General features: G+C 49.3%; 15 protein-coding genes and 1 pseudogene. 2 read left to right on the top strand and 14 right to left on the bottom strand.

Annotated elements, in window-relative coordinates; genetic code table 11:
* Positions 1 to 28 precede the first annotated feature (28 nt).
* Positions 29 to 1,033 (top strand): hypothetical protein, encoded by a 1,005-nt coding sequence (locus FE784_RS08390; RefSeq protein WP_139601682.1) that lies wholly within the window; start codon positions 29 to 31, stop codon positions 1,031 to 1,033.
* Positions 1,034 to 1,206: 173 nt separating this feature from the next.
* On the opposite strand, the gene FE784_RS08395 is transcribed toward FE784_RS08390, so the two are convergent.
* From FE784_RS08395 to FE784_RS41825, 11 genes and pseudogenes are all read right to left on the bottom strand, one after another.
* The gene (locus FE784_RS08395; protein ID WP_139601683.1) at positions 1,207 to 1,992 is read right to left on the bottom strand and encodes an RQC-minor-1 family DNA-binding protein; all 786 of its coding nucleotides are present in this window, start codon (positions 1,990 to 1,992) and stop codon (positions 1,207 to 1,209) included.
* Entirely contained in the window at positions 1,976 to 2,263 is a 288-nt protein-coding gene (locus FE784_RS08400; protein ID WP_139601684.1) for a plasmid pRiA4b ORF-3 family protein, read from the bottom strand. Before FE784_RS08400 ends, FE784_RS08395 begins: the two co-directional genes overlap by 17 nt.
* 122 nt (positions 2,264 to 2,385) lie before the next feature.
* Positions 2,386 to 3,369: a hypothetical protein gene (locus FE784_RS08405; protein ID WP_139601685.1), complete on the bottom strand. Its 984-nt coding sequence runs from the start codon at positions 3,367 to 3,369 to the stop codon at positions 2,386 to 2,388.
* Positions 3,370 to 3,667: 298 nt separating this feature from the next.
* Positions 3,668 to 4,717 (bottom strand): YitT family protein, encoded by a 1,050-nt coding sequence (locus FE784_RS08410; protein WP_425465533.1) that lies wholly within the window; start codon positions 4,715 to 4,717, stop codon positions 3,668 to 3,670.
* Between the two features lie 319 nt (positions 4,718 to 5,036).
* On the bottom strand, positions 5,037 to 5,420 hold the full coding sequence (locus FE784_RS08415; protein ID WP_139601686.1) for a retropepsin-like aspartic protease: 384 nt from the start codon (positions 5,418 to 5,420) through the stop codon (positions 5,037 to 5,039).
* Positions 5,417 to 5,674 carry a hypothetical protein gene (locus tag FE784_RS08420; protein ID WP_139601687.1) on the bottom strand — a complete coding sequence of 86 codons (258 nt, stop codon included), beginning with the start codon at positions 5,672 to 5,674 and terminating at the stop codon, positions 5,417 to 5,419. The genes FE784_RS08415 and FE784_RS08420 overlap by 4 nt, the downstream gene beginning before the upstream one ends.
* A 747-nt stretch (positions 5,675 to 6,421) precedes the next feature.
* Positions 6,422 to 7,738 (bottom strand): BaiN/RdsA family NAD(P)/FAD-dependent oxidoreductase, encoded by a 1,317-nt coding sequence (locus FE784_RS08425; RefSeq protein WP_139601688.1) that lies wholly within the window; start codon positions 7,736 to 7,738, stop codon positions 6,422 to 6,424.
* A gap of 26 nt (positions 7,739 to 7,764) precedes the next feature.
* Positions 7,765 to 9,075 (bottom strand): BaiN/RdsA family NAD(P)/FAD-dependent oxidoreductase, encoded by a 1,311-nt coding sequence (locus FE784_RS08430; protein WP_139601689.1) that lies wholly within the window; start codon positions 9,073 to 9,075, stop codon positions 7,765 to 7,767.
* A gap of 869 nt (positions 9,076 to 9,944) precedes the next feature.
* Positions 9,945 to 10,919 (bottom strand): diaminopimelate dehydrogenase, encoded by a 975-nt coding sequence (locus FE784_RS08435; RefSeq protein ID WP_246131949.1) that lies wholly within the window; start codon positions 10,917 to 10,919, stop codon positions 9,945 to 9,947.
* 181 nt (positions 10,920 to 11,100) lie between these two features.
* Positions 11,101 to 11,667 carry a 50S ribosomal protein L25 gene (locus FE784_RS08440; protein WP_342779082.1) on the bottom strand — a complete coding sequence of 189 codons (567 nt, stop codon included), beginning with the start codon at positions 11,665 to 11,667 and terminating at the stop codon, positions 11,101 to 11,103.
* Positions 11,668 to 12,029: 362 nt separating this feature from the next.
* Positions 12,030 to 12,273: pseudogene (locus tag FE784_RS41825) on the bottom strand (transposase); the annotation flags it as partial.
* A 718-nt stretch (positions 12,274 to 12,991) separates the two neighbouring features.
* Here FE784_RS41825 and FE784_RS08450 point away from each other — a divergent pair.
* A complete protein-coding gene (locus tag FE784_RS08450; RefSeq protein WP_139601691.1) occupies positions 12,992 to 13,825 on the top strand; it encodes an Rpn family recombination-promoting nuclease/putative transposase in 834 nt (277 codons plus the stop codon).
* Positions 13,826 to 13,944: 119 nt separating this feature from the next.
* Here the strand turns inward: FE784_RS08450 and FE784_RS08455 are convergent, their stop codons facing one another.
* The 3 genes from FE784_RS08455 to FE784_RS40720 all read right to left on the bottom strand — a co-directional run.
* A complete protein-coding gene (locus FE784_RS08455) occupies positions 13,945 to 14,232 on the bottom strand; it encodes a hypothetical protein (RefSeq protein WP_139601692.1) in 288 nt (95 codons plus the stop codon).
* Between the two features lie 450 nt (positions 14,233 to 14,682).
* Positions 14,683 to 15,345, bottom strand: a complete 663-nt coding sequence (locus FE784_RS08465; protein ID WP_139601693.1) for a S8 family peptidase — start codon at positions 15,343 to 15,345, stop codon at positions 14,683 to 14,685.
* A gap of 254 nt (positions 15,346 to 15,599) precedes the next feature.
* On the bottom strand, positions 15,600 to 15,917 hold a 318-nt coding region (locus FE784_RS40720; protein ID WP_176706052.1), incomplete at its 5' end, for a hypothetical protein.

Below are 15,917 nucleotides of genomic sequence, written 5' to 3' on the forward strand. Positions count from 1 at the left end.
TTTTACTTTTATCCGCGGAGATGATCTTATGCATTTCAAACTTCTGCTTTATATTTCAGCCATGCTGCTCCTTAGCGCTTGCACCGACTCGAAGGGAACGGCATTGCCCACTGCGGCAACCTCCGCTCCGCAACAATCGCAGTCCGCTGTAACCGAGCAGGCAAGCTTCACGAAAGGTGCCGCCATTACTACGAATCCCGGGCTGCTTTCTTGCAAGGGCGGGCGTGTCAGTGCGCTTGGAGAGATCCAATCGGAGGACGGAAAAACCTGGGCCGTCCCCACTACTGTGAACGGGAAGCTTCCCAACGCTCCCGACCTGTTTAACCCGTGCAACCAAGTGTTGCCTTCGAGCCTGGCAGCCGTTGACTTAAACAAAGTTCCCGTCATTGAAATCGATCCGGACGGCGTAGTTATTACAGGTTATATATTCGCAGACAACTATTTCGAGCTGTATGTTAATGGCAAGCCTGTGGCCAAGGATGCCGTCCCCTTTACTCCCTTCAATTCCCACGTCGTCCGGTTTCAAGCCAAATACCCGATGACCTACGCGATAAAAGCGGTAGATTGGGAAGAAAATCTGGGCCTCGGCACCGAGGACAACAAGGGCAACCCCTATCATCCCGGAGACGCCGGTATTGTTGCGACCTTCAGCGACGGGACCGTGACGGATAGCCGCTGGAAAGCCCAAAGCTTCTATATCGCCCCCCTCATGAACAAGACCGATCTTGTCATCGAGGAGAAGAACGGCAGAATCGTGCGCTCCACTCCCCATGCTTCTACGCAACCGGCGTGTTCGATCCACTGCTATGCCGCCCATTTTGCTATCCCCGACAACTGGTACGCCGCCAACTTCAACGATTCTTCCTGGCCGCAAGCCGTCGCCTACTCTACCAAAACCGTCGGGGTAGACAACAAGAAGGAGTACACGAACTTCAGCAATGAATTTAGCAAAGGCTCCTTCGTCTGGACGAATAATCTTACTCTCGATAATGAGATTCTGTTGCGCCATACGGTCGAGAAGGCTTCTAAATGAGCGGTTGGATTCCGATCGATTTTCAAATACTTCTTCCGAAAGGATTTATGGACCGTGATGAGCACCTCGCCTAAGGGCAGGTTTTTCTTCGGAATCTCGGTACATAAAATAAGGCACTGCCTAGTTTCAGTCAGTGCCTTGCTCAACAAATCCCAATTCGTCTGCGCGAGATACTATGGATGCAGATGATTATCTCCCGAGCAGTTCAAACATCGGTTCGGAAACCTTAAACCTTCACTCGTATAATATTCAAGATTCATCTCATCAAACAGGAAAGGACTGCCACATTGTCGACACGCCAAAAAAATCGGATCGAGCGAGCGGGGGAGTAACGATTGGGCCCGTTCCTTTACTAATCGCTCCCAACCGGCATTATCCGATTCATCACGCTGTTTCAGCGCGTTGATCACATGACGAATCTCAACCTGAACTTTCTTGAAATCGATTCGTTCCCACAAAGTCAAAAACGGAATGTACTTCTTATTTCCGGAGCATAAGATTTTATACAAAAACAAGAATATCATACCCCGGTTCCGTTCTTTCAGATACTCCATGTTAATCGGAGAGATTTTATTCTCAAGCCAGCGATCCCATTCTTGCACAAATTCTTCGGCCCGTCTTTCCCTTTCGATCGCCCATCCGCGTGAAGTATATACAATCATGGGCAGCTTGCCCTTTATCTCGATCTCCAAAAAATCCGTGCGAATCATGTGATCCACTTTATCCATAATTTGTTCCAAGGAGAGATCTCTATAAAATCCATATGAAGGATTTTGATCCAACCCAAGCTCCAACAGCTTTCGTTCTTTCGAGCCTTTCAAAATTTTCGAGAGCAATGTCCGTCCGCCCTCGGCAATGATGTCGTCAGCGGCTCGAAGAATAGCCCTCAATTCGGGCTCCGGCAATGGCAGATTCCTGACTTTCTGCCGACTTGAACTGTTGCTATTCTTCTTCATCATACTCTTCCTCATCATATCCATATTGACTTGGCGCCTGACCCTTGCTTGACAATACTATCGGCAGTTTCCCCCCTGCCGGAACATCTATTTCCTTGATATACTGCACAACAAAACGCCACTCATCACCGTAATCGAACAGCAGCAGCATCTTCTGTTTCGGCGTGTGAAACACCTTGGATACCCGAGCCCTTTTCACTCCGGCAAATCGGCCTTTCTCCCCCATATCCGCGAACAGCTCATAGCCCGTCTGTGAAAGTGTCCAGTTCTTCAAATTGTCGTAGACCCGAAAGCATGATCCATATCAAAATCAAAACTGCCCAGCGTCGCTTCGCTCATATATTTAATGAGATTACTACAGTATGCCCCGGACGCCTGGCAGCACAGCCGCTCCTGTTAATTCAGATGCTCATACCCGTCCTTGAACCGCAGTACCCACTCAAAGGAAAGCTGTCCCGCCGAATCGCGGGTGAGCTTCAGTTCCGGATAATCTTTGGCAAACTCGATCGTATAGAACAGCGAATATTGCGCATACGGCGATGTCTCGCCGGCCTTGGCGGTCGAAACGTGCCGATCGGGATCGAAGCTGTTGTCGCGGGCAAATTGCTCCAGCGTCACGGAGTTGTCGATTTGACCGGAAGCGCGTGCTACCTTGTAATGATCCTCAATCTCCGCATACCGACCCGAGCGCGGTGCCGCATGCCGAGTCACATCGATCTCGTCGTACACCGCGCCGCCTTTTCTGATTCGAAGCAACGCCTTCTCCAGCTCGGTTCCCGGTATCTCCAAATCCTTTAATAAAAAGGAAAAGTCCGCATTCAACCGATCATTGGAAATCCCGGCGCCCGTACTCGCCTTGGCCACACGGTTACGATACACATCGTCCAACAGCGGCAGCCGACGCGTCTCGGCGTTCAGTTGCTTCTGCCCTGCGCCACTCCGCTCCCACACGGTCAGCTCGTAGTTGTGCTCCAGCGACAGCTCCAACTCTGTTCCATACTGCATGCCTCCTTGATGCTCCAGCACAGCTTCCAGCGGCTGAACCTGACCGTCGCGACGCACAGACACCGCAATAACTGCGGAGGACGACACTTCTTTCAACGCAACCTGCAAACCGACCTTTGCTTTCTTCTGCGCCAGGTCAGCCCCGGTCAATGTATAGTCGAGCCGCTCCACCTTGTCGGCCTGAGCGGTCAGTTCGCGGCTGATGCCGTTCACGATCTGACTCTCCAACAGCTGCACCTGCTGCTGCAGTCCACGGAGTTCCGAGCCTGTCTTGTTGTCATGGCTGCGAATCGCGGAATTGATCGTGTAGCCGATGTACAGAACAACCAGCATATTGACCGCCAGCAACGCCAGAATCGCTTTTGATCTATCCATAGCGCCTCCTAGTCTCATGTCATGGGTGCGGAGAAAAGAACCGTACGCGCTTCCCCTGAGAAAAACTCCCTGACTACGGGAACGTCGCACCTGCCTCCCCCATCGTCCTTTATCCATAGTGCCTTATTCAAGCTGCTTCAGTCAAACCCAAATTGTATGTTCTGGAGCGTCGCCCGGCGGCCACGGAAAAAAAACCATCGTGTTGTATGCCAAAAAGCACCGGGACATTCCGCTGCCCAGTGCTTCCCCGTATGGTTGCGATTGTTGCGCTGCTGTGAGCGCCTTCGCCAAATTCCGTCTAATGGATATTGCGCTTACGGAAGTTGCCGCCCTTCACTTCCGCTATATCATACACAATAATAAAGGCCTTATCGTCGATCTCAGTAATAATTTCCCTCATTTTGCTTTCCTCAAGCCGGTTGATCACACATGTAATTTCTTTGAACTGCTCGTTGGAATAGCCGCCATGGACGAACGTGTATGTTGAGCTTCGTCCCAACCGGTCGCGAATCGTCTCGATCATCTCTTCCGCCTGGCTGGTAATGATTTTATACGTTTTGGCACCGCTAAATCCTTCCTCCACAATATGAATGACCTTGGAAGCGATAAAATAAGCGATACCCGACAAGATGGCGCCTTGAAGCCCAAACACCGTCGAGACGATCACGAACACGAACAGGTTCAAAAATAAAATAAGATCGCTTGTTCCGAACGGCAGCCTTCGGGACATCAACACGGCCAGCATGTCAATCCCGTCCAACGCACCGCCATTCCGCAGCGCCAGGCCCATGCCGAAACCGATAATAATGCCGCCGACAACAGTAACCAATAACGTATCGCCTTGAATAATCGTCGGGATATGGTGCATCATCGTCGTACCGATCGCAAGCGACGCAATGCCAAGCACCGAATAAATCGCAAAGCTCCTGCCAATCTGCTTATAACCCAAAAAAATGAAAGGAATGTTGATCACTGCAATCAGCAGAGCCAATGGCAAGCCGGTCCATTGCGAGCCGACGATGCTCAGGCCGGTCACACCTCCATCCGATACATTGTTGGGGATAAGCACGGCTTCCAAACCATACGCCGTAATTAAACCGCCAACTATCACTGAAACTGCCTTCGTTACCTTTTTTCTGATGCTTGCTTGCCTAGATACTGCTCCCACTTGTGTTCCTCTCTTCTTTTCAAATATTCCCGCTCCATCCGCTTTTCTTGGAAACGAAAAAATCTCAAATTTGTTGCCTTCCGCATCTTCGCGAATACGCTTGTTATTGTTTATATAGTAAAGGGATGCCCCGGATTGCTTGGCTTGTTGACGAGCACGCTCATTGGCTCTTTTAAGCATACCCTGAAGCTGTTCTCGACTCTCTGCCGTGACAAGGACCCCATTCCTGTTTACCATGGATTACTATTATATCACAATGAAAAAGCCATCAACCAGTTCACAGGCTGTTGGCTTTTCGTCTTACTTGTTTGCTCCCGAAGCCCACTCCCCTACGCAGATCGCAACGGTTGATCTCGATTGCGGGCTCCCTACGCTTCGCTCCGGTCCGCGCGATTGACAGGGTTTCTCTATCCCCTACTTCCAGCACCGAACAAAAAAGCACCCTTACGGGTGCTTTTGTTGGTAGAGGTGATGATGATGTTTGGTGAGGTCGCGTAACTCAATCCCTTGCTGCCACTGTCAATTCTCTGGAATCAATCACTAATCCGGCAGATTGGATAAAGTCAAAGCCAAGAATACCGTCGATCCCCATGCCATAATTCATTTCTCCAATCTCCACTTCAAAGCTTTCCAGCGAAACCTCTCCCGCTTTCACAAAATCAAACTGCTTGGAGTATACGACTTCTACTCCACCCACACCTCTAATTTTGTTCAGAAAGTCGCCCGGCTCAATCTTAACCCCAATGGCATCCACTACATCGGCGCTGAAAATCGTTCCAGCCGAGCCTGTATCGAGCAATACATTCCTCAAATGGAGCTCTTCGCCGCGGTAACAAATGATAACTTCGATAAAAGGCAAGCCGTACCTCACATCAATATTCATCTGGGTCCCCGTACCCCCGCCCATTTCTCGCGAAGTTTCAGCGTTTCACGCGATGTGTGAAAAAAGCCATACTCCCGGTAAGGCTGTGCCCTATGCAATTCATAGTAGCGTTTCATAGCGACACTCGAATCTTCAAAACGATCAATGAGTGCCACTTCGTCAATAAGCCAGTATCCGTCTTCTGAGCGGGACTTTAGCGCCTCGCACACCACCCATTCGTCAGGAAACCGCTCGCGAACCTCTTCCCATCGCATCCTGATCACCTCCGGTTGAACCTCTTGCTTCTAATCTCAGTATAGCACAACAGCCTAGTTCTTAGGATGTAATGAGCTAGGCTTAAAAATGAGTTCAATTAACATGCATTCGATCCCTCTCCTTCTTACAGAATGTATCAGTTCTCATTTTCTAGTCCAGCTTCTAATTCCTTTTGAACTTGAACGTAGCGACTGAGTTCGCCCCAACATTCCTTGAAAATTTCTTGAATATCATCTTCATCCGTTTCAAAATCGCAGTTGCTGTACGAATTTTAAGTGTGCCATTCTGTAGATTATATTCCGTCAAACTCGACGCAGCTGGCATTTCGGTGGACAGAAGCGACTTTGATGCTTTTGCCGCTTCTGTCGCTAAAAAAGAGTTGTTTGGGGTGAAGCAAGATGCGATGTGACAGAAAAAGGAGCCAAGCCCTTTCAATTTTCATGTTTGTGGATTCGGCATCTGGAGGCGAGGGGAGTATCGAAATCCTCATTAATCTTGCTCCCAATTCCCGATACAGATCGCAGCAGTTGATTTCGATTGCGTGCTCTCTTCGCTTCGCTCCGGTCCGCGCTATCGACCACAATGTCCTCTTTCGGACAGGGGTTCTCTCCCCCTACTACCAGTACCAACAAAAAGCACCCTTACGGGTGCTCTTGTTTGGTATGGAGGCGAAGCACGGCTGTTCAAAACCACAATTCGCCGCCGTGTGTTACCGGCGTGCCAGGAGTGAACAACCATCAATTTCCTTACGTGGTGCCGGCAAGGTGATCAGCAAGCGCCATCGCGGCGGAATAGCCGGAGCTCCAGGCCCATTGCAGGTTATAGCCGCCGCAGTCCCCATCCACATCCATCACCTCGCCGGCCAAATAGAGCCCAGGTACCAGCTTCGATTCCAGCGTTCCTTCTTTTAGCTCCTTCGTATCGATGCCGCCGGCCGTCGTTTGTGCATTCGTGAAGCCATTGGTATCGGTCACGATAAATTCCCAACGCTTCATGAGTCGATACAAGATTTTCTTGGTTTTCCACGATAGATCCTGACATAGCAGGTTCGGCTCTTGATCGATGCCCGCTTCTTTCAGCAGGACGGGGATCAGCTTCTTGTTCAAGATACCGATCAGGGAGGCCGCAACCGTCCGGTGTCCGAACGTTCCCCAGTGCGTATCCAGAAAATCGACGACTTCTACCTCCGTGCGGTCCGGCATCATATCAAGCGATAAGGTCACCGTTTCTCCTCTTGCGAGTTGATACGCAGCCTTCCGGCTTAACTGGAGAATCGGCGGCCCGGAGGCGCCGTAGTCCGTAAACAAAATTTCCCCATATTCGCTGCGGATGACTTCGCCGTTTACGATGATATGGCCCAGTCCCTCGAATTTGACGCCTGACAGCTCCTTCAGATACGGATATTCCAGCTTCAATTGCACGATCCCGGGCACAGGATCGATCAGGGTGTGTCCCAGTCGCCGAGCAAGCGTGTAACCGGAGCCATCCGTTCCTGTTTTTGGAGCGGTAAGACCGCCGGTACAGAGGAAGATGTAATCGCTGGTATATACGATCTGTCCCTCTGTCTCCGTCTGGCACAGAATCGTGAATCGCGGATGTTCCCTCGACACGGTAACGTCCAATACTTTGGTCTTGAAGTATATGGGAACATTCCGATCCTCCAGCGCAATCCGGAAAATATCCAACACCGATGCAGCCTGCAGCGACATCGGATACATCCGGCCATTCTCCACGGCGATCAGCGGAAGGCCGAGCGTATTGAAGAAATCGGCGGTTTGCCGGACGCCGAACTGCTGCAGCACAGGCAGCGGAAATTCCGTTTGATTGCTGTGATATTTTCGCGATAAAGCGACCGCTTCATCCGTACCCGTCGCTGTGGATTCGTTCGTAATGTTGCAACGTCCATTGCCGGTCGTTAGTACCTTCTTTCCGACCCGGTCGTTGCTTTCAATGATCGCGGTATCGATCCCTAGGTCTCGTGCAGTAACGGCGGCCATAAGACCTGAAGCGCCTGCACCAATAATGAACAGCTTGTGGTGCTTAGAAGTGTTAGACTCATACATGTTTGGCATTCCTTTTTCCAATGGTTTCATTTGAAAATGTGTTTACCGAGCGCCATCGCGGCCGAATAGCCGGAGCTCCAGGACCATTGCAGGTTATAGCCGCCGAAGTCGCCGTCGACATCCATCACCTCGCCGGCCAAATAGAGCCCAGGCACGAGCTTGGATTCCAACGTGTTCGCGACGAGTTCTTTCGTAGCGATGCCGCCGGCTGTCGCTTGCGCGTTCTCGAAGCTATGGGTATCGGTCACTTTAAAGTCCCAATGCTTCAATATCTTATAAAAGATCCCTTTTGTTTTCCACGAGAGATCCTGGCAAAGCAGGTTCGGCTCTTGACCGATTCCCGCTTCCTTCAGCAGGACGGGGATCAGCTTCTTGTGTAAAAACCCGATGAAGGATTCCGCGACCGTCCGGTGTGCGAACGTTCCCCAGTTCATCTCCAGAAATTCGATAACCTCCTCCTCCGTGCGGCCCGGCATTAAATCAACGGATACGGTCACGGAATCCCCTCTCGCGAGATGAACGGCAGCCTTCCGGCCGAGCTGGAGAATCGGCGGGCCGGAGAGGCCGTATTCGGCGAAATGAATTTCGCCGGTTTCGCTGCGGACGACTTCGCCGTTCACGAGGATGTGGGCTCGTCCCTGAAGTTTGATGCCGGACAGCGCCTTCAGATGCGGATATTGCACCTTCAATTGCACGATGGCCGGCACCGGCTCGATCAAGGTGTGCCCCATGCGCTGGGCCAGCGCATACCCGGACCCATCCGTTCCCGCATTCAGGCCGGTAAGGCCGCCCGTACATAGAAACAGGTATTCGCTGGTATAGACAACCTGCTCCTCTGTCTCGGTTCGGCATGTAAACTTGAATCGCGGGGAATCCTTCGATACGGTAACATCCAGCACTTTGTTGTTGAGGTATACCGGAACGTTCCGATCCTCTAGCGCAAGCTCGAAAATATCCAACACGGATGCAGCCTGCAGCGACATCGGATACATGAAGCCCTCTTTCAATCTTGTAAGTGGAAGGCCGAGCACATTGAAAAAATCAATGGTCTGACGGATGCCGAATTGCTGCAGCACAGGCAAGGGAAATTCAGCCTGGCTGCTGTGGTACTTGCGCGATAAAGCCACCGCTTCGTCCGTACCCGTCGCAGTGGATTCGTTCGTAATATTGCAGCGGCCGTCGCCTGTCATTGAGATCTTCTTTCCAATCCGGTCGTTACTCTCCAGTATGGCGGTATCGATACCCAGGTCCCGCGCAGTAACGGCGGCCATGAGTCCTGATGCGCCTGCGCCGATAATAATCAGCTTATGGTGCATGGAAGCCTGATAATCGTACATGGTTGGTCGATGCACCCTTTGTCCAATGGATTTATATAGGAAGTGTGAAGTGTGATTCATTCTTGAAAAGCACCGACGCGCTTTATGACATTATAGCACAGTTGTAACCATCGCTTGCTATCGAGCCAAATGTAGCAAAAAACCAAAGCGCGTTCCATAAGCTACTGGGTCTGTCCGGTTGCCTGCCGAAGCCTATTCGACGAGGACACAACCTTAGCGGTAGATTTCGATGCCGTGTTCCCTCCGTTTAATCCCCGATCCGCGTGGACTGCCCCCCTGTCCTCTTCGTACACGGAGCTCGACTCCGTCGCTCCAAAAGAAAAGAACCGCTGACTGATTTATCTCAGTCTAGCGGTTCATTTACCTTGTATGGAGGCGAGGGGAGTATCGACAATCTCCATTAAACTTGCTGCCGATGCCCACTCCCTGATGTAGGTCGCAGCGGTAGATTTCGATTGCGCGCTCCCTCCGTTTCGCTCTAAAAGAAACGATTTTCGAAAAGTAAAACCTTGGTGGAGGCCCATCACTTGGGTGCAAAACATATACTTCGTTTTACCTGAACTCATGGCCGATCATTATTTTGCAATCTGCACCTCTGATGAATGTAAACACGTGACGGGCTGTGGGAAATGAGTATCGCACTGACGAAGGGCTAAGGAAATCTTAAATGCAACCATCTAAAAAGGAGCCGGGCCCCGTTTGCCGAAGGTCCCAGCTCCTTTCTTATGTCATTGGAACAGCTGTGTGAATAGGTGATGCTGTGGATATGTTTATATGTTGCCAAAGAGTTATGCATACCAAGGTTTTTTTCTTGTGAGCATTGTGTATAACCCTGTGGATAATTCCCCTTTTTACGAGACTTGTGAACGTTATAACAACTCTCTTCTAAGCTGTTCGGCCGATTTGGGAGACAAGTACCCAAAAGGAATGTCGAATACCGTTTTCGCCCCTACAAAGCCTTCCTTCGCAAATCTGCTGATTGCTCTAGCATAAGCGACCAGTACACTGCCGGTAAATTCAGGGTTGCTGGCCAGATTAAGTCCAAATTCTATAATTTGCTTGCTAGCGGCTCCTGTTATCCCGCTTCTAAGAACAAGTCCTCCGTGAGGCATTAAAGAATGTTTCTCCTGCAATTCTTCGGCACTAATAAAATGGACTTGAGTTTCGTAATCGGCAAAATAGTCCGGCATCGTTGTAATCTCTTTTTCGATGCGAGACAGATCTTCGCCAGGCTCCGCTACAACGAAGCATTCTCTCAGGTGCTTATCTCTTGCGGACAATACCGGATTCTCTCCCTTTCTTACCAGGTTAACCGCTTCCTCATTAGGAACCGTATACTGCACCGCGTTGTTCACGCCTTGAATTCGACGAATCGCATCCGAATGCCCTTGACTCACCCCTTTGCCCCAGAACGTATATTCCTTTCCTTCAGGTAATACGGCCTCAGCCAGCAAACGGTTTAGCGAAAACAGTCCCGGGTCCCATCCCGTTGAAATTACACTGGCATGTCCGCTTTTCTTTGCCGAAGCATCTACCGAATCAAAATATTCATTGATTTTAGCGTGCCTGTCAAAGCTGTCCACGGTATGGAACATGGAGGCGATAGACGGGCCTTGCTCCGGTAAATCCGTTGCCGAACCGCCGCATAATATCATCACATCGATTTTCCCTATATAATTATCGATTTCAGACATGTGTACCATTTTTGCAGTTGAAGGCATGCTTTCGGGTTGACGTCTAGTAAAAATCGCTGCAAGCTCCATATCCGGATTTTGCCGAATGGCCGATTCAACGCCACGGCCCAAATTTCCGTAACCCACTATGCCTACTCTAATCTTGTCCAAGTTAATTCCCCCCATCATTTATTGAATAGGTTCCAGTAACCTCTCTTCGGCCGCCACTGGTTAAACAAAGAAACCGCCTAAAGCGCATAGGAATAACGCCAGCTATGAGCCAAGCTGGACAAAATATCGTGCCTGCAGGTAAGCTGCAAGCACGATATTCTCCTTACACGAATGGGTGAAGTTAAGGGTTAACGACCGAGAGAAGAAACTCATTATCCTCTGAAATGACCGTAACCTCTGACGTAAACTTCGCATCTTTTACATACAACGCTTCTCCGACATCCATACCGCCGATGTCAAATTCAACCCCAGTCGGCAAATATCTCGGTAATGCCTCTACCTCGATAAATGCACGCTGGATTTGCACAACCCCGCCTTGCTTCGTGCCGACCGGCGTGCCATAGAACTTGACCGGAATTTTTGTACGCACAATTTCGTTCGTCTGCACCTGCTGAAAATCGACATGCAGCAAATCCCGCGTAACCGAGTCACGCTGGATATCCTCCAGCAGTACGGTGAGTGGATCTTTCCCTTCAAATTGCAGCTCTATAAAACCGGCTGCGCCTTGCTTCAACCATCTTTGAAGCTGTGCCGTTGAAATATGAATCATCTCATTCTCCGCATTTTTACCGAAGACAATGCCAGGCAGACGTCCGGATTTGCGCAAATCCCGAAGTCCGGATGAATGTAATCGCATGCGGGGCTCCGCTTGAAAATAAGTAGTGGTCATGCTATGCTCGCTCCTCATTACACGATTTTTGAGTACTTTTCATAGATAAACAATCTACCCCTGACGGGGCTACAAAGAGAAACATAGCATCACCACCTCCACATCCAATCGGATACATTTAATGTAAAATCCCGTAAGTATGCACGAAGGCACTCCACTCCGAAGAGTAGAATGCCTATGGGATGCTTTTACCATATCACAGAATGACCATCTCGTCGATTAAATCAAGGCGCTGTACGGAAGTAATTCACATTATGAAGAGGTTGCAAAATTGTATCAATTTATAATCGAGGTTGTTTAACGAGCATCATTCATCGTATGGTAAAGCAACCAAATATTAGGGTGGTCTTTGGCTCAACCTCAAAATCAGTGCTTGACTGTTAGCTCAACATCCGATGGTGGTACACTCGATGAGGATGCCCGCTTTATAGCGACTGCGGATTCGTATAAAGTAATGCCGGCGCTGAATAGCTTTAATGCGGTTACGCCGACCTTCTACGGTCGCGTTTGTCCATCGGCATTGATGATAGTTCATGATCTCCTCTTTCCCATTGCGCATCGTCACAAGGTCCTGCGGACGGCGACATGGTTAATGCGAAGGCCTTGCTCACGCCAACGTTCAAAACTCTCACCCGTATAAAGACCTATAAAAATAAGCCTATTGCTCTATTTCGATACCATCCGACATTCTCCTGCTTTTGGGGCAAAAAAGAAAAGCACCCATTAGGTGCTGGTTATTCCAGAGTACTTATGCGGCTAAATGCATAAGCCTGCCGCCTTCTTAATCGTAGTATGCGGGATGTACATCAAATCCTTGCCTCCTCAACTCAGCTATCTTTGCAAAATATGCAGGCTTCACTTCTTCTTCCCATAAAGTATACGTATCGTGATACGTGTATCCCGTGAGGCTACTTTCCAGCTTCCTTAAGTCAGAGTCCCAACCTTCCCGACTTTCTATAACCTGTGAACGAAAGACCCGTAACATGTTCGATCTTGTACGCTGGGCCTACTTCATCATGAATTACTCTTTTTTTGTGATGATCCAGAATGATAGCAAAGAGTTTCGCCGACAATGGATTCGACCTCTCTATAAGGGAATTGACAAATCTACGAATAACTGATTGACGAGTCATGCCGTTCGCTCTCCCATTATAGTCCAAAAAGACTTTGGAATAACTTTCCATTCCCTAACGAATAACAATGGTTCATGCGCAGATTATCCCTGTGCACGATAGTTATCCATACACCAAAAACAAGCAGCAATGTTACGCGCCGCGCGTCATATGCAACTGAAAAGGGAATCATGATATAATAATCATGACAAGGAATGGAGTTGATTCGGATGTACGATCTGCTTGACCCCAAGAACGATTTCGTTTTTAAGCGCATTTTTGGCAGTGAAGAAAACAAAGATATCCTACTCGCCTTTCTGAACCGAACATTTCTTGAAGCAGGGGAGCCGCCGCTTACCGAAATCATCTTAATGAACCCGTATACCGACAAGGACTCGCCGCGAGACAAGCAATCGATCTTCGATATTCAGGCGAGAACCGTTGAAGGCAAGCTCATTAATATAGAGATGCAGCTTTTTAACAAATACGACAACGAGAAACGCACCCTGTACTATTGGAGCAAGCAGTATTCGAGCCAGCTTGAGAAAGGGCAGGCGTACAGCAAGCTTCGGAAGTGCGTGACCATCAACATTCTGAATTTTTCCATTCTGCCCAATGAGCGTTATCACAGCGTATTTCATTTACGGGAAGATCATAGCGGTATCCCGTTCATCGATGACATGGAGATTCATATCATGGAGTTGTCCAAGTTGGGGCTACAACCAATTCCAAACGAAGGCGGCTTGTTGAATTGGTTGCTGTTTTTGAAAAGTGAAGATACGTCGAACTGGGAGGTGCTGAAAATGAATGAGCCACATTTGGGCAAAGCGATGACGGCATTGGAATATTTGAGTCAAGATGCAGAGGCGCGGCGACTGTACGAGATGAGGCAGAAGGCGCTGCATGATGAAGCATCTATGCTTGAAGGCGCTCGTGAAGAAGGGAGCTTCAAAAAAGCGGTAGAAATCGCTCGGAAGATGCTCGCTAAGGGCAAGGATATTGAGGAAATTGTTGAATTTTCGGGATTGACAGTTGAGGAGATTGAGCGGTTGAAGGCTCATTAACGCCTGATCATGTGCAACGATGGAGTAAGCCCATACGGACGATAAACCGTTGGGCTCTCCATGCTCCGATTATCCTTCTTTCAACAGTCTTAAATGAGTACGGGAACCATCTACTTCTCTCACTTTGATCTTTGCCCTCTTATCCTGATATTGGGCGTCAAAAAGATTAGAACGGCTCCGATCGCGATTGTACCCGCAATTATGATGCCTGCTTTCTTGTTGTCTTCATTCATCTTCTGGTAATCCAATGCCTGAGTTGATCTATAGGTAGTAGGGTCAGCAATCATTCGATTTGTACTTGTGTCTCTAACCTCCCACTTTGTTTGAACAGGCTTCGTTACGTAGATTATGATCTCAATCACTAAAACGATTCCGAGCATGATCGATACCGGCCATCTGTAGGTCATTGCGATTCCCTCCATCATTCTTACCTTGCATTTGGGGCATGGAAATCAAACGCTATATGAGAAAACGATGGTATCCGACTACTGAAGCTAACTTCGAGAGGATGCTGATCTCACCGAGCGTTACTCATCAACTTTGACGTTTTCTTACAAGTAACCATCTTAAGCAGCAGTCGCACTTTGACAAGGAACGGCCGCCGATGCTCCTCCGTCAATTGATGGTCTAAATATTTGTATAAGTACAATCCGTGCTGGGTTAAAACATGCCCATCAAATTCACTGCTGTCGTAACGATATAATTGGATCAGATGGTACAGGACTGTTTTGTCTTCATATGGGATCAACGATAAATCTATCTGCATTTCGAACACTCCCGTTTTGAGCCTATTGTCATGGGCATCTCCAATGAAGATGCTTATAGATAAATGATCCGACAGGCTTCCTGCGCTCCGGCTACTCAACCAGCTTTTTGCTGTTTCGATCAGCGTACCACCGCATCAATGGCAGCGCTTTGACTGGCACCTCATCTGGATTGTGTGTTTTCTCAAGCTGCGGCAAGGTTTCGGGATAACGGGCCGTATATTCGCTTACGCACCACCGAACAGTCCAATTTATATCAGTTGCCCATTTTGCCCATTTCGCCAGTTCAGTTTCAGTTGCATCCTGTAAAAGTCCATAGGCGTACCAGCCGCGAACTCCCTCTTCCTCTTCCGACTTCAACTGCCGCTCTTGTTCGCAATGCGGTTTATGCAGGGTCGCCACCGCTATTTTACGAACCGTAGAAGAGCCATCTGCAGTGAAAGCCCATAGCTCCTCACGGCTAAATGCCTTGCGTTGCACAAGCATGCTCAAGGCCAAGCCGCGCTCGATTTCGTCATCCGACTGGATTGCAGCATAAGGGTCAATTATATTTACTGCTGATGCTGCTTTCACTGGCACAGGAAGCTTTGCCTTCTTCCCCTCCCTAAAGGCGCGCAGCACGTTAGCGGCATGTACTCGGGGAGCGGGATTCTCGTAACCTACAAGTGGATCGCCGTATGCCACCAGGTAAGCCTTCAGCGTCTCTGGCTTCAGATGCGGATACTCCGACAGGAGGCAGGCCGCGATCCCCGCCACAAGTATGCTTGCCCCCTGAGGTCCCCGAGTAATAGGAAACATTGCTGTCCTTAGGCCTAGCCTCACAAAATGGCAACGTCAAATAAACTCTCGGAGCTAGAACGTCGGGCCGAACATGACCATCCCCGTTGCGACCATAGGGCTCGTCAGGATATGGAACATGCAGTTCTCGGCTGGCTCGTCCACGATCGTCATAGCCCCCAACCGCTACATAATCGATCGGCGGCATGATATTTCCCAATCTTGTATTTCCGTTAGAGCACACAATCAGGATGCCAGCCTCGACAGCCGCAGCCAACGCCTGCACGGTCGTATTTTCTGCGGTCGGCTTCAAATAAACCGATTTGTCCAAAAGCCCCACCGCTATCAGAAGTTTTTACATGGCGGTATATGCTGAAATAGTCTCCAAATTTATTATTACAGCCTTCATGGAAGGCTAAAAACCCACTCTCACCAAGGCTTTTGCAGCCTCCATGAACAGAGAACAAAACAAAAGAGACACCATTGTCGGTGTCCCTTCTGATAAATCTGATGGAGGCGAGGGGAGTATCGACAATCTCGATTAAACTTGC

It is taken from the genome of Paenibacillus hemerocallicola, assembly GCF_006265175.1.
GTDB classification, from domain to species: Bacteria; Bacillota; Bacilli; order Paenibacillales; family NBRC-103111; genus Paenibacillus_AB; species Paenibacillus_AB hemerocallicola.